Origin of the sequence: Paenibacillus sp. 22594, assembly GCF_052044425.1 — a bacterium.
In the GTDB taxonomy this organism is placed as follows: Bacteria; Bacillota; Bacilli; order Paenibacillales; family Paenibacillaceae; genus Paenibacillus_AQ.
In genome coordinates this window covers 433,329-447,284 of sequence record NZ_JBQENA010000002.1, presented here as the reverse complement: position 1 = coordinate 447,284, position 13,956 = coordinate 433,329, and the positions used below count along the sequence as shown (strand labels likewise).

Below are 13,956 nucleotides of genomic sequence, written 5' to 3'. Positions count from 1 at the left end.
CTGGTCTAAGCTTTTTTTACAACAACTAAAAAATCCACATCACTTTTTAAGGGATTAAAACACCCCATTGCTAAAGATCCATGCAAATAAATTCCTAACAAGTTCCCTTTAAGCTCTTCTTTAAAAGGTGCAACTACTTGATCTAATAAAGCCTGTGTGTTCATATCAAGCCAAAAAAGCAGACTGCCAATGCAATCTGCTCATTTCCGCTATCGTTTCCAGATAGTTTAATCAATTTTCCCGAAATACCAACTAATATACGTGTCAGGGGCACAGATCACTGTGTTCTTTTGCAAAACTTGCGAATAGCGTTCACTTATTGCAACTATCGTTTTTTCACCACTGTGTTGGCTATGGAATCTCTTTATTGCAGAAAATACTGATGATTTCCCTGATTTAGATGTAAAGAACATTTATAATTAAGCTATACCGATCTTTACGCTACCGTTTTCAGTTAGCTCAATAGTCTTATGTTTTAATTAGAGTCGCTGCTTAGGAGGCTTGCCGAACACCTAATGCAGTGTCGTCCCGACGGGCTTAGGGGGCTGGATGTGGTCACTGCTTCTCAGAGTGCCCCGGAGCGTCAATATGGTGTTAGCCGAAGGAAGTTCTGGAAGCAGCCACTGCATTTAAGGCGTTCTCAAAATAGCTATATACTTCATCTGCAATTCCCAGAAACTCTTCAACAAGTACATTACTATCCAAGTAACAAGCATACAGATAATCAACTAAAGCGGAGTCAATCTCACAATAGTTTAATATGGCATTCTTCATCTTAATAATGTCGTCTTGCCATACACCTGTATCTTCTAAAACCAAAGAGTATAATGCACGAATTAATCTCTTAGAGTAACCTTTAATATATCTAGTTTTCATTGTGTTATCACTAGCATTAGAAAGTAAACTATGTATACGATCTACTTCCTCCTTGGTCTCTGTATTTAAGTCTAAAATGAACTCTGGAGAAATAATTATCGGTGGTACCTTTTCACCAACGTCATGACCATATATGCAAACACAAATTATCTTTACCCAAAAACCCCACTCATTTGGTTTACTTAATACATCGTCAATCGAGCAAATTATCGTATCAATCTTAGTTACTACTGGATATTCTTCCAAAAGCCTGTCTTTAATATTTGACAATCTTTCGTAATCAATATCTTTGGGATTTACACATACAATAGTAAAGTCTGCATCTGACTTAAAAGGTTTAGCAGTTCCTTTTGGAATCGAGCCACACATATAAATGCTATGAATCTTACCTTTAAATTCGGTAAGTATATTATCTATATACTTATCAACAAAATCCTTATATTCACTTTTTATTACAATTCTATTTATAACTTTTTCTAATATCATATAGACTCCTCCTAAACTAAGAACTTCTTTCGGCTAAAGTGTTTTTTGCGAACTTCGTAAATTCGTCATGACTTCAGTTATTCGCGAAATCATTCAACTAACCTGCCCGTTTGCTTAACGAAAAATGGAGCAAATGCCCACCGGCATAACTGCTCCATCCTATTTTGTAGCTATCGTGTCCCATTAAAAAATATCCACGGCAAGAACACCTTCATAATCGATACCGACCTCTACTTTGTCATTAATAATACTGTAACCGGTAATGGTCTGGCGACGGCTGGAGAACATCGCTGCCGACTGTTCTGCCAACTCCCTGAAGGCTTGTATTCCTCTGGTCTCCGTTGTGGTTTCTCCACTGGAAATATTCATGAATGTGATATCCTTATGCAACTTATTCTCAATGCAATATTACCATATATTTGAAACCCTCTGCCCGTTATCTAAAATGAACATGACAGACAGGTACATGCTGAAACAAGCCGCTGGGGACCAAAAACGCAAAGCAGCGATTCTCCAGGAACGGGAGAATCGCTGCTTTGCTCACTTTTTGTCCTTTTAAGAATGAAGAAAGCTGCCACAGTCATATAAATCTAGTCCGAACCGTTCAGCCCCGGAGAGAGCGCACAACAAAAATATGGCTGCCTTTTGGCAGATTCTGTCCATCCATGAGCGTCACGGAGCCCTTGGTATGGGAAACAATTGTTGTATTGTAAGCAATCAGCTGATCGCCTTTCCAGACAGTGACCGCCGATTTGAAGTAGATTGCATTGTCGAACTGCTGGCGTTCTCTCATGACATATCCGACAACATGCAGTGTTGGGGCTAAGGCTCTCTCTTTGGGGGCTAGAGCCTTGATGTACACAATGTCGCGAAAAGGCACCGCAATTTCCTGATGACCAATGACGGCCACAGCAGCAGCCGGGTCCCATTTACGCAAAACACCTTTCATAATCGTGTAGGGTTCATCGCCACAATACATAATAACCGGTCTGCCTACCCAATGCTTCATGGCTCCACCCCCTTAGCTGTATCCAAATCAAAGTTATCTATATATTCGGTATGGACCAATTGATTCCCTGTAAGCCTTTCGATTCCAGATACTTGTTCGCCTGGGAAAAGGGACGGCTGCCCAGAAACCCCCGATGCGCTGAGAATGGGCTCGGATGCGGGGACTTCATCACAAGGTGGCGGCTGGAGTCGATATAGGCTCCTTTTTGCTGGGCATGACTGCCCCAGAGGATGAAGACCATTGGTTCCTGCCGTTCGTTTAGCTTCTCCATCACCGCATCGGTGAAAGTCTCCCAGCCGAGCCCTTTATGGGAATTAGGCTGTCCTTCACGGACCGTCAGCACAGCATTCAGCATCAGAACTCCTTCCTCCGCCCAGTGCAGCAGCGAGCCGTGGTTCGGAACTGGCACATCCATGTCCGTATGCAGCTCTGTGTAGATATTGCGCAGGGAAGGTGGTATCCGCACCCCGGGTTTGACCGAGAAGCTGAGTCCATGTGCCTGTCCCGCTCCATGATAGGGGTCTTGCCCCAGAATGACTACTCTTGTCCTGCAGTAAGGCGTCAGCTTCAGCGCCGAGAACAATTCGTCCTTGGGCGGATATACCGTGTACTCTTTGTATTCCCGCGCCAGCCCATAACGCAGCTCCTGAAAATAAGTCTTCTGTGTCTCTTCCTGCAGGATCTCATCCCAATCGTTGCCAAACATATATGTTTCCTCCCGCTCCCATGCGTGTTATTCATTCTTTACCTGATATTACCCAAATTATAGCTGGCTCCCGGCAGTTTATTTCCGCCCGTAATCAGCTTTGATCTCGCCCCACTCTTTGGTCTGCCACTTGAGTACTTTGTTCTTGTATGTATTTGTCTGCAGCCAGCGTTCCGCGCGGTCAATCAGTGTCCAGATTTCCTCTGTTGAAGCATCGCGCGGCAACGTGGTGGCAACCTTCTTTTGCTTAACCCATTTCATGGCATTCACGGAATCACTGTAAATCGTGCGGCTGCTTCCTTCTTTATTCAGCAGAGCCAACGCGTGGACGATCGCCAGGAACTCGCCAAGATTGTTGGTGCCTTTCTTGATCGGTCCGCATGAAAAAATGAGTTCCCCGGTCTGCGTATCAACTCCCTTATATTCTACAGGTCCGGGGTTACCACGGGTCCCCACGTCTACGGAAATGCTGTCGTAATCAATCTCCGCCGAAGACTCAGCAGCCGTTGTACTGCGCTTAAATGTGCTTGCAGATTTGCTCTTCCCTACACCCGAGGCTGCGGCTCCGGTTCCCCAGTTCCCCTTCCACCCTGCCTTGTAAGCGGCGTCCGCCTCCGCTCTGGATTCGTAGGATTTATACTTCGCCCCTGTAAAATGATCCGTCTGCGCCTGGCATTCCGCCCATGTCCCGTACACTCCCGGGTTCTTGCCTTCCCATACTACATAATATTTCTGCTTGGCCATTGAACCTAGCCCCTTTCTGCCGCAATAACTTTATAACCCTAACATGTTTTATTTTGGAATTGGCCATGACTCCAGCGAATGTTGGACGTCAGGCAATATCAGCGGATAATATATCGGCCGCAGGTTCATAATATCCCCATGGTCATTAATCCAGCATCGCAAGTGTGGTATCGGCTATAGTCTGCAGCTTGCCCTTATCCGGTGTGGTTTTGACCATGACCCGAAGACCCACCAGCGCATTATGCAGGAATACAGCCAGATTAGCCGCCTGGTGACGGCTGGAGATTTCACCGCTTGCCTGCCCTTGCACTACCAATCGTTCAAAGAGCTGTTCCGTGTGCAGAAAAGCCTCATTTACCTTGGAGGTTGCCACCGGATCATGATTAGCCAGTTCAACCGCCGTATTCACCAGCAGACAGCCTGTTGGCTCTGACTCCTGCTTGTAGATGATTGTATCAAACAATAGACGGATGGCTTCCTTGGCGGAGTCCGTACCTTCCACACGACCCTCCATCTTGCTGACGGTCATATCTGCAAATCGTTCCATAGCTTTTATATATAAGGTGTGCTTGTCTCCAAAAGTATCATACATGCTCCGCTTATGAATACCCATACCGGTAACCAGATCCTGCATAGAGGTTTTTTCATAGCCCTGCTGCCAAAACACGTTCATCGCCTTGCCCAGCACGTTGTCTACATCAAACTCTTTGCTTCTTGCCATAATCAAGCCCCTTTCTGCATCTATTTTACCATTTATAGAACGTTCGGTAAATATTATACCCTAACCTATGAGTAATCTCACATTAATTCCGCACTAATCATTCTATATTAATTTTAATGGATATCGCATAGTCCCATACCCCAAGGAGGATATTCACATGAAAAAGCTAGCAGCCTTAGCAGCAGTATTCGTTCTGACATTGCTTGTCGGATGCGGAAACTCTGCGAACAATAATACGGCGGGCACCAATACGCCTGCGGGAAACGGAACCGCCAGCAATGCCACTGCTGCACCTGACGCTGTAACCTCAGCTTCCGTGGTTGACAACGGAGAGGATTTCAAAAAAGCGATCAGCAAGGAAGGTACCTGGATTGCTGCTACCCTTAAGGATCTGACCTTCACAGAGGATCTCGTCGTCGACGGTCAATTCATCCACAAGGATGAACCGGCGCGCAAGATTGCACTGTACACGCAGGATGCGGATCACAACATCACCAACTCTTTTACTCTGACCGCACCCAAAATCACTATCAAAAGCGAAAATGCCCGGATTCAGGGCGGCACCTTTGTGGGTGACGTATATGTGGAGGCGAATGGCTTCAGCGTTGTGAATGCAACCATCGAGGGCAATGTCTATTTCTCCGATGAAAAGTACCAGGCCACCTACAGTGCTTCGGATCAGGGAAAAGTAACGGGTGTAACAGAAGTACAAAAATAATTTATAGGTTTCCGCACTTGGTGTTTCTCTAAAGGCATGTTTGCCCGGGGAAGCACCTCTTTGCGGGTTATGGAGAAAAGAGGCAATCATGCATATTTCATTCCGCGGGCTCGTGTTTATCCCTGTTCTGCTCACCTTGGCTTCATGCAGCGGGCATGAGACTACGCCGCAGCAGTACCGGATTCAATCCGGTCATAATCTGACGATCATGACCACGACAGACACACACTACCTATCCAAAAGCCTGACTGACTACGGCCCGGCCTTCAATCAATTTCTCGCCGCCGGAGACGGCAAGCAACTGGGGTACAGTGAAGAAATCATTAGCGCACTCGGCCATGATATCGAAATCCAAAAGCCGGATGCGCTCATCATCAGCGGGGATCTCACCAACAATGGGGAGAAGCGAAGTCATAAGGATCTGGCCAAGCGACTAAAAATCATTGAACAGAATACCGGAACAAGGGTATATGTTATTCCTGGCAATCACGATATTCTGAACCCTTGGGCGCGCGAATTCAAGGACAAGCGGCAATATAAGGCGGACAACATCACTCCAAAAGAATTCCGCAGCCTTTACCGCACCTTCGGATATGACGAAGCCTTGCTTGAGGATACTGATACCCTGAGTTATCTCGCAGCCCCTTCAGATGATCTATGGCTTCTCATGTTGGACACCAGTCAATACGCCAACAATATAGCGCTTGGTCATCCCCAGCTGGATGGAAGAGTTCCCCCCTCCACATTGCAGTGGATCGATGAATGCGGAAAGCTGGCCTCAAGCAGTGGAGCGCATATGATAGCGGTCATGCACCACAGCCTGCTGGATCATAGTGAGTTCATTCAAGAGGGCTTCACAGTTAATGACAATGCACAGGTGGTCGATGCCTTAAAGCGGAACGGAATTGCCACTGCACTCAGCGGCCATATCCATATTCAGGACATAAGCGAAAATAGCGGGGATGGCACCAGTATTTACGATATCGCGGACAGCGCCTTATCCGTGTATCCGCATCAATACGGAATGCTGAAGTATTCTTCTGCGAATCATACACTTGACTACAGCACCTCAAAGCTGAATATAGAGCTGTGGGCAGCTTCTTCCGGCAGCAAGGATAGTAATCTGCTGCACTTCGGCACCTATAGCGAGCAGAACTTCAGAAAGCGTTCCTCTACCCGAAGCTATGCCCGGCTGTCGGAGGATGCGGCTTATGACAAGTATTCAGACGCTGAGCTTCAGGTCATGGCGGATCTGGTGGGACGGCTCAACGAAATTTATTTTGCCGGAACAGCCAAGGCTGACCTTCCGGGGGTGATCGGGTTAGACGGCTTCCGGCTGTGGCAGAACGCACCCTCAAGCGGACTCAAAAGCTACGTGATGGGAATGTCCAGACTGGTTCCCAAAGACAATCAGCAGCTTCACATCAAGCTTCCATAGTTAATCATACCCCCCAACCGCTTCAGGAAGCGCCTGGTACTCGGGTCTGCTCTGGACCAGCTTCACGATCATATTCCGCAATGCTTCGAGTCTCTTGGCATCGGGAGTGATTTCGCAATACGCCTCACTCCAATCGAGTGTTTGCTGCTGACCATTCACCTGAATCGTCCAGTGCTCTTCGTTATAGGGTTCACGCCCACAGGTCTTGTCCGCTATCTCCAGCTCCAGGCCGCCCAGCGCATTCATCCCGCGCAGCTGCTGATAAATATCATTCATTTCAGCGTCTGTCAGTCGGAGGTTTATTGTCGCTGTACCGTTGGAGATCAAATCCTTCGTTACCGTACCGTTGAAGGTATTAATCTCATTCCGGGCTGTGATACCATAACGGACAGAAAAAGCGAAATCCCCGGGCTTCTTCTCCGGCATGGTGACAGCTGCCGGAGGCGACTCAGCCGACTCTTCTGGAGCAGAGCCCTTAGTGTCTCCGCAACCCGCAAGCAGAGTCACCAGCAGGGACAGCAGCATAACCGGATATACCAGTCTTCCGTTCATACCCAGCCTCCCTCACATAAAAATATACCTAATCATAGCTTCAGGTCTCCAAAGTGCTGCGGCTTCAACACAAGTACTGCAGATGCGGCTTCACGCCCGTTCACCAGCAGCGTGAGGGTATGCTCTCCCGCATAGTGGCGGCGGGTGGTCAGATCCGCCCAACGGTGAGTCCGTTTTCCGGTCAGCCGGGTGCCGCCGGGAACTGTTTTATCCGAGAGCAGGAATAGCTTACGCGAGGTCTTGCCCCCCGCCTTAACGAAATCAATACCGTATTCAACACGTATACGAACCGCTTCCCCCTCACGAATGGCAAGGGCATAAGCCAGCTCGCAGCTGTCGCCTATGTGCAGTTCCGTAGGCTCTACAGAAAGGACGGCACTGACGGCAAGAGGTGTCTCGTCCTCCTGGCTGGCATAACCAAAGAGGGCCATCACCTCAGGGTCCGCTTTGCGGATCAGAGTACGGCATCCATGACGCACAATCCAGTCCGTGTGCGCACTCACGCCCTTCCAGCGCCGTACGGTATCAATCACAACTTCGGGATGGTCCTTGGCAATGTCGTTCAAATTGTTCGCCACACTCTTGCGGACATACAGCGAAGGGTCTGCCTTCAATTGTTCCAGCACCGGCAGCACCGGTGACGGGTCATGCTTGAACATGGGCAGCGCCTGCCCCCAAGGCAAGCGGGGCCGGCTTCCCTCACTGGAGAGCCGCCGTACATGCTCACTGGGATGCTTCGACCATTGCAGCATCTGTGCCATCATCCGCTGCGGGTCACGCAGCAGAAAGGGGCGGACAGCGAATTCCGCCGACGATCTGGGCGTGAAGCGCTCCAGTGCTGTCATGGACAGCTCAAAGTGTTCATCGCCGGCACCATACACCTCGACGAAATCGGGGAAGAACAGATAAGGGAAGCCTACACATTCTTCAACTATCGCAAACAGAATCTCCAGAGCATCCTCATACCGCCGGGGCAAAAATGTTCCCAGCGTCTCCGTGATCCGCCGCATCCGTCCTTTAAGCTCCAGCGCCTCCCAAGGGTCACTCATCGCTGCAGCGACAAAACCCTCAAGGTTGAAACCGCCATATACACACTTCACCTTCACACCGAAGCCGCGCAGAAATCCCTCGTTGTACATTGCTTTTAACGGTTCTGCCATTGTTGTCTCCTCCTGCCGGTTCTCTGTCTCATTTATTCCTTTCAGTGTATCCAGAAAATCGTAGCACAACTAACAGGACAGCTTTATGTCATATTCGCTTTACAGACCTTTTTTAGAGCATCATTATTGCAATTCACTCATAGTGTGAAGCCATTCACTATTCATGTGCTTTTGCAGTTCCAGCCAGCCCTGTTCCTGTCTCGTGGTTTCCTTCCGGTCCCGCAACCACTACACGGCCGCTCTTCAAATCCACAATACGGCTTCTTGTGTCGGCCTTGGAAATGTACAGCGGCTGACCATTTGCATCTATACAGTAGGAGATGGGGATGGACACTCCGCAATTCCGGTAGGAGCCGTCAGCATGACTGGTTCCGATAACAGGGCATTTATACTTCACAGCAATCTGTGCAGCTTCCTCTGTCCACATAGTAAACTGTTCTTCACTGAACATGCCCACGCCAATCGGATGGGCTATGAAATCCAGAGATTCGGCTTGCCCCTCGAGCCCGTGCAGTCCCTGTAAGATCTCCACACACAGCAGATAACCGATCTGCATACCTAAGGCGTCAGCCACTGATGGAGCATACAGCTCTCCTTGCATGGGAGACTTCGCCCGTTCAAGGAGAATTTCTCCGCCGGAGCCAATCATTAATGCCCGGTCCTTGTGGTTCTCATCTCTATAGCTGGTAATCACCAGCTTTCGGTGCTGCCTGGCAAGGCCGCGAAGGGTCTGCACACTGCCCGGATCCGTCACATATCCTTCAGGATAGAGTACCGCATCGCATAGATTGGACCACTGCCGCAGCTCTTCTTGCAGCTTCAACAAACCAGCTTCGTGGTACGGCTGGGAGACCAGTAATCTCATCAGGATTCCTCCATCAATTTTACTTTTAGCGTTCAAATCTTCTTCAGTTCAATAACGCTTCGACTTCATCCATGCTCTTCTTGGCCCTGCTGTTCAACCCCCGTTTGTCTTTGAGGCCCAGCTGCTCCAGCTCATGGCCCGGATCGACCACAAGAGGCTGGCCGGCGACAGATTGCAGCAGCTCTGCGGCGGCCCGGCAGGCACTGAATAACTGCTCGCGGGGCAACACTTTTTTATGTGAGCGAATGATGCCTACCAGACTTTCGGAGAACCTCAGTCTGACGATGCTGTCGGCGCTCATGAGGTTGCGTGAAGCAAACGAAACTATCTTTTCCGCCATTTCAGGATTCGGATATTGCCTGGAAAGCGTCTCTAGCGTGTCCACAGCCTCCCAGTCACGGATCGACAGCTGCTTCAGATATTCCGCAATCATATCCTCTGCCCACTGTTTTTCTGTTTCTTTGTCGATCTCGTACTGCTTATACTGCTGCAGCACACCTTCACGGTGCATCTGTATGGGGTTGCCCAGATAGCGGGTGAACAGTTCCCTGGCTTGCTCAGTGTTATTTTCCATGCTGCCGACCGCCTTAATCTTGTATTTAATCCAGAGGAACGTAATGCTTCAAGTTCTTCTCCGTGACCCCCTGGTCCAAGCCTTTCCGGGAAATCTCGTGGCTGAATTGTATCACTCCGGCGTGTGCAAAATAAGTATACTCCACCTCGGGTTCGTCTCTAAACTTGACATGTACAACAAACGGAGGGGCCTTAATGGTCCATTTCCCTTTAACCGAAGCAATTTCCGCCCGGGTATAGCCCATTTCTTCTATCAGGTAGACTTTGACCCTGTGAGCATAGACTATGGTGCCAACCCTTGCATAAACGATGGGAGTCAGCACGATGAGCAGTCCGAGGACCGTCAGTGTAATAACAAGCGCCTTTTTTGCAGCGCTCATAGCATTTATTCCTCCCCTATTTGAAATACAAAGCGTTATTTTCACAAATCCTGCAAATTATATCCTATTTTCAAAATGCAAAGGCTGTCGTATTATAGATAAAAAGCTTTTGTAGCTAAACGCGCTAAAGCGAATGAACGGAGGATTATCAGCCATGCCGCAGACCCTTGTTAAAAATGTTGATTTTTTTGTCGCCGCACTGTCGCAGACCTTTGTGTCCGCGTTGCAGCTTGATCCTGACGGAATGTATTCCCAGGTGGGGATCGGAATCGTGGAGAAGTTTGCCGAAGACTACGTGCGCCTCAAAAGATTCGACGGCAGTATATCCCACTATGACCGGGAAATCACGAAATTTCAGCATAACAAAGCCTAACCTCCATTTTAATACATTCCGCCTTAAGCATGAATTCCCTGCTTTCTCCAATTGAAGGACCTCCAGCCTATAGCTTTCGCCTTTGCCAAATGCAGCTTCCCGATGCACACTGGTTCAGATCCGTCTATATGGTGTACTCGTTACATAAGATAGGCGTTTTGGACATATTCTAACTTCGGCAGCATGGAAAGGAATGAGAAGCATGAGTGACAAAGAGAAATTCCAAGACAAACGGAGCCCGGGTTTTAATCAGATTCCTGATGCGAGCAGACCTGGACAGACGGCATCTACAGACAAGCTGGATGATATCGTCGGAGGCATTATGGACAATGTACAGGAAACTCTTACAGGAGATTCTCCTGAGGATTCCGGCAAGAAGGACCAAGCCACGGACAAGTAAATCTTATGAAAAAGCGGACACATGAGAGGATTATGTGCCCGCTTTTTTGGGGTTTGCCACGGCGGCGGCAAGCCGGATTATTGCATGATTGAGAAGATAGAACAGCAAGGAGACCAGCAGATTCAGCCGCATCCCCCTGCACAGCTTCAGCAGCATATGGTAAGGCCGCTCCTCCTGTATGCTGCCGCCCATGAACAGGAACTCGAAGTCGGGTATGGTCTCTGCTGCCTAGCCTTGGGTACCCTCCCTCTTCCAAAAATCCGTACCAGCAAAAATCTGTGCTTTGCCTGGTGCCTCCTCAGACACATCAGGCAACAGCGCCCAAGCCGCACGCTGTCCCCGCAAGGGATCATCGCCCATCACACCGTATTCGCAGTATCTCACGGTCAGCTCATTGTGCGGATCATCCCAATGATCCCAGCCCCGGGGGGCAATATGTCTGCCGTAGCGGCAATTCACCAGTTCGGTCCGGGCGAATCTGCGCCAGGGCCGTCCCAGATAGACACCGGTTACGCCTGGATCAGCCGTTAAGAAGCACCCGCTGAACATATACCCGTATTCCTGACCCTCAGGCGTGGACGCTGCTGTTATGTATCCCTCACCCTGGCTGTAATGCGGCAGACTGCGGATTTCACAATGCTCGAAATAGGCTGCCGCCCCTCCAAAAATAAAGTCCACTGTTCCCTCAATATAACAATGGGTATAGAGCTGGCGGCAGCGGTCATGCCGCTTTTTGAGCGGGATGCCGCCGAAGGGCTTACCCTCCTTAGTCGCAGGAGGCAGCGGTCCCGTCAACAGGGTATCCTGATATCCCTTGAAGGTACAGTTGAAGAAGACCGTCTCGTCACAATGAGCATATACTGCCACGGCCTGCCCGATATCTGTTCCCTGTCCGGCCGTATTGGCAACCGTCAGATTCTCCACAACCAGACGGTGTCCCCCGAGGAAGAGCGTTGGGGTAGCACAGGTGGTGATCTCTTCACCTGTGGCGTCCAGCTCCCTGGCATACCGGTTCATGGTAATCTCCACGTGGCCAATGCCGATAATCCGCAGATGGGAACGGTATATCCTTACCGTTTCCTCGTATACGCCTGACAAAATATACAGCGTGCGTTCCTCATCCTCCGGCTGAGATTCCAGCGCATTTACAGCCTCCTGTATGGTATGAAAATCGCAGAAGGCTTCTTTTCCCACCAGCATCGGTTCTTCCTCCTTATCATCAATCGGCTTCACGTACAGGCCCGGCGTATCAGGTAGGCATGTTCTTATATTCTCCGCAGGCCTGCAGGAATGCGCCTAAGCTTTTTAGGTCATTGGTGATTACGGGTTGATATATTAAGCAAAACTTCCGTCACTTCGGTCCGGACGTCCCGAATCGGCTACCTGACACGTTTTGTTCAGTTGCAGCAGGCCCTCATTTGTCTTAGGCAAGCAAATAAATTATAGCGCCAGAGATGTTATTCTGCCATAAGAATTTTAACGTGTGCATTTTAATAATTCCTTGACTTGACAGTGTAGAGACCGTAAACTGAAATCGTTAACAATTCTATTTTCCCGGAGAGATATTATGATCACCATCAAAGATATTGCACGTGTCGCCGGCGTCTCCCATACGACCGTTTCCCGAGCGCTGAACGGCAGCCCGCTGATCAAAAAAGTAACCCGGGACAAAATCGAAAAAATCGCCGCTGAAATGAACTATGTGCCCAATTACAGCGCCAAGAGCCTGGTGACCAAAAGATCCTTCACCATCGGTCTGTTCTTCTCCAGTATTGAACAGGGGACCTCGGCCAGCTTCCTGGTCGATGCGATCAAAGGAATCAGCCACATCCTGGATGAGAACTTCAACCTGACGGTCAATGGTATTGACGGTGTTCACAACTTCGGCAATATTCAGCCGCAGCGTTTTGACGGCATTCTGGTCATGAGCCAGAGCGACGAGGATAATGCCTTCATCTATCATGTGAAGAAGATGGGGATTCCCCTGGTGGTGCTGAACCGCCAGCTTGAAGATCCCGGCATTATGAACGTGGTGGCAAATGACCGTGAAGGCGTGAAAGCAGCCATTGATTATGCTGTCCGGCTGGGACACCAGAAATTCGCTATGATCGAGGGCAAGCCTGGCTTCAAGTCATCGAGCGAGCGCAAACAAGGCTTCATGGACAGCTTGATCGCCCATCGTCTTCCGCTGAACTCCGATTACTTTGCGGCCGGAGACTACAGCATTGAGAGCGGATACACGGCAATGGCTGCCCTCCTCCTGCTGGAAGATCCGCCGACAGCGGTGTTCTGCTCCAATGACGATATGGCGATTGGCGCGATGAACGCCTGCTACGCTCACAAGGCCGATGTTCCGGGGCAGATTTCCCTGATTGGATTCGATGATATTATGTTTGCCCGGTACACGAATCCAGCCCTGACCACAGTCCGCAAGCCCATTACAGAGATCAGTGAGCTCGGCACCAAAATGCTGGTACAGCTGCTTCAGCAGCCGGAGACCAAACCCCAGCAGTTGTTCGTGAATACTGCGTTAATCACCCGCCAGACTGTTGCCGAGCTACAGAAGTAATGAGCCGGTATGCGGGGGCTGAAGCAAACAGAACCCCATGTGCAGCCGGCTGCCAAAGCGGATCAAGAGTGATTGACTTGTGAGTAAAGAGTGCTGGCGAGCGGAGCAAAAGTGAATGACGAGCGGGTAAAGAGTGCTCGCGAGCAGATCTGAAGCAATCCGCAGAGTAGATCAGGAACGGCTGAAGGTGCGGAGCAGCAACAGTTCGGGACGCAGTTTGGGACGCAGTTCTCCCCGGACCCCACTCTGAAAGCATAAGTTACTCTATTAAAGTGGAAAAAGTAAAACAAAATCAGCTATGGCAGAGGATCCGGGATGTAATAGTGGAAAAAGTAAACATATTTCGGTCAAATCTGCTCATTTATGAGGATTTTGAGCGATTTAGA

Annotated in this window: 19 protein-coding genes; 5 read left to right on the top strand and 14 right to left on the bottom strand. The window is 49.3% G+C overall.

The window, feature by feature from the left end; translation table 11 throughout:
- Positions 1-5: 5 nt before the first annotated feature.
- From ACTJKB_RS08725 to ACTJKB_RS08695, 7 genes are all read right to left on the bottom strand, one after another.
- On the bottom strand, positions 6-164 hold the full coding sequence (locus ACTJKB_RS08725) for a nucleotidyltransferase domain-containing protein (protein WP_440833283.1): 159 nt from the start codon (positions 162-164) through the stop codon (positions 6-8).
- Positions 165-594: 430 nt separating this feature from the next.
- Positions 595-1,362 (bottom strand): nucleotidyltransferase domain-containing protein, encoded by a 768-nt coding sequence (locus tag ACTJKB_RS08720; RefSeq protein ID WP_440833281.1) that lies wholly within the window; start codon positions 1,360-1,362, stop codon positions 595-597.
- Between the two features lie 183 nt (positions 1,363-1,545).
- Positions 1,546-1,731: a hypothetical protein gene (locus ACTJKB_RS08715; RefSeq protein WP_440833280.1), complete on the bottom strand. Its 186-nt coding sequence runs from the start codon at positions 1,729-1,731 to the stop codon at positions 1,546-1,548.
- A 235-nt stretch (positions 1,732-1,966) separates the two neighbouring features.
- A complete protein-coding gene (locus ACTJKB_RS08710; RefSeq protein ID WP_440833278.1) occupies positions 1,967-2,371 on the bottom strand; it encodes a hypothetical protein in 405 nt (134 codons plus the stop codon).
- A gap of 37 nt (positions 2,372-2,408) precedes the next feature.
- Complete coding sequence (gene ung / locus ACTJKB_RS08705) at positions 2,409-3,077, bottom strand: uracil-DNA glycosylase (RefSeq protein WP_440833277.1); 669 nt, start codon at positions 3,075-3,077, stop codon at positions 2,409-2,411.
- Between the two features lie 78 nt (positions 3,078-3,155).
- Entirely contained in the window at positions 3,156-3,821 is a 666-nt protein-coding gene (gene rnhA, locus ACTJKB_RS08700) for a ribonuclease H (protein ID WP_440833275.1), read from the bottom strand.
- Positions 3,822-3,966: 145 nt separating this feature from the next.
- Complete coding sequence (locus tag ACTJKB_RS08695) at positions 3,967-4,542, bottom strand: TetR/AcrR family transcriptional regulator (RefSeq protein ID WP_440833273.1); 576 nt, start codon at positions 4,540-4,542, stop codon at positions 3,967-3,969.
- Positions 4,543-4,699: 157 nt separating this feature from the next.
- Between ACTJKB_RS08695 and ACTJKB_RS08690 the strand changes: the two genes are divergently transcribed.
- Positions 4,700-5,260, top strand: a complete 561-nt coding sequence (locus ACTJKB_RS08690) for a hypothetical protein (RefSeq protein WP_440833271.1) — start codon at positions 4,700-4,702, stop codon at positions 5,258-5,260.
- Positions 5,261-5,348: 88 nt separating this feature from the next.
- Positions 5,349-6,698 carry a metallophosphoesterase gene (locus ACTJKB_RS08685; protein WP_440833270.1) on the top strand — a complete coding sequence of 450 codons (1,350 nt, stop codon included), beginning with the start codon at positions 5,349-5,351 and terminating at the stop codon, positions 6,696-6,698.
- Here ACTJKB_RS08685 and ACTJKB_RS08680 read toward each other — a convergent pair whose 3' ends face one another.
- From ACTJKB_RS08680 to ACTJKB_RS08660, 5 genes are all read right to left on the bottom strand, one after another.
- Positions 6,699-7,250: a hypothetical protein gene (locus ACTJKB_RS08680; protein WP_440833268.1), complete on the bottom strand. Its 552-nt coding sequence runs from the start codon at positions 7,248-7,250 to the stop codon at positions 6,699-6,701.
- A gap of 32 nt (positions 7,251-7,282) precedes the next feature.
- Positions 7,283-8,410 (bottom strand): hypothetical protein, encoded by a 1,128-nt coding sequence (locus ACTJKB_RS08675; protein WP_440833266.1) that lies wholly within the window; start codon positions 8,408-8,410, stop codon positions 7,283-7,285.
- Positions 8,411-8,567: 157 nt separating this feature from the next.
- Positions 8,568-9,275, bottom strand: a complete 708-nt coding sequence (locus ACTJKB_RS08670; RefSeq protein ID WP_440833264.1) for a hypothetical protein — start codon at positions 9,273-9,275, stop codon at positions 8,568-8,570.
- A gap of 43 nt (positions 9,276-9,318) precedes the next feature.
- The gene (locus tag ACTJKB_RS08665) at positions 9,319-9,849 is read right to left on the bottom strand and encodes a hypothetical protein (RefSeq protein ID WP_440833263.1); all 531 of its coding nucleotides are present in this window, start codon (positions 9,847-9,849) and stop codon (positions 9,319-9,321) included.
- A gap of 25 nt (positions 9,850-9,874) precedes the next feature.
- Positions 9,875-10,228, bottom strand: a complete 354-nt coding sequence (locus tag ACTJKB_RS08660; RefSeq protein ID WP_440833261.1) for a DUF3139 domain-containing protein — start codon at positions 10,226-10,228, stop codon at positions 9,875-9,877.
- A 133-nt stretch (positions 10,229-10,361) separates the two neighbouring features.
- On the opposite strand from ACTJKB_RS08660, the gene ACTJKB_RS08655 reads away from it, so the two are divergent.
- Together ACTJKB_RS08655 and ACTJKB_RS08650 are read left to right on the top strand one after the other, a co-directional pair.
- On the top strand, positions 10,362-10,601 hold the full coding sequence (locus ACTJKB_RS08655; RefSeq protein ID WP_440833260.1) for a hypothetical protein: 240 nt from the start codon (positions 10,362-10,364) through the stop codon (positions 10,599-10,601).
- 202 nt (positions 10,602-10,803) lie between these two features.
- Entirely contained in the window at positions 10,804-11,001 is a 198-nt protein-coding gene (locus tag ACTJKB_RS08650) for a hypothetical protein (protein WP_440833259.1), read from the top strand.
- Between the two features lie 30 nt (positions 11,002-11,031).
- Here ACTJKB_RS08650 and ACTJKB_RS08645 read toward each other — a convergent pair whose 3' ends face one another.
- Together ACTJKB_RS08645 and ACTJKB_RS08640 are read right to left on the bottom strand one after the other, a co-directional pair.
- Positions 11,032-11,193 carry a hypothetical protein gene (locus ACTJKB_RS08645; protein WP_440833258.1) on the bottom strand — a complete coding sequence of 54 codons (162 nt, stop codon included), beginning with the start codon at positions 11,191-11,193 and terminating at the stop codon, positions 11,032-11,034.
- A gap of 36 nt (positions 11,194-11,229) precedes the next feature.
- Entirely contained in the window at positions 11,230-12,201 is a 972-nt protein-coding gene (locus tag ACTJKB_RS08640; RefSeq protein WP_440833873.1) for a pectinesterase family protein, read from the bottom strand.
- A 367-nt stretch (positions 12,202-12,568) separates the two neighbouring features.
- Between ACTJKB_RS08640 and ACTJKB_RS08635 the strand changes: the two genes are divergently transcribed.
- Complete coding sequence (locus tag ACTJKB_RS08635; RefSeq protein ID WP_440833256.1) at positions 12,569-13,570, top strand: LacI family DNA-binding transcriptional regulator; 1,002 nt, start codon at positions 12,569-12,571, stop codon at positions 13,568-13,570.
- Positions 13,571-13,956: the final 386 nt, after the last annotated feature.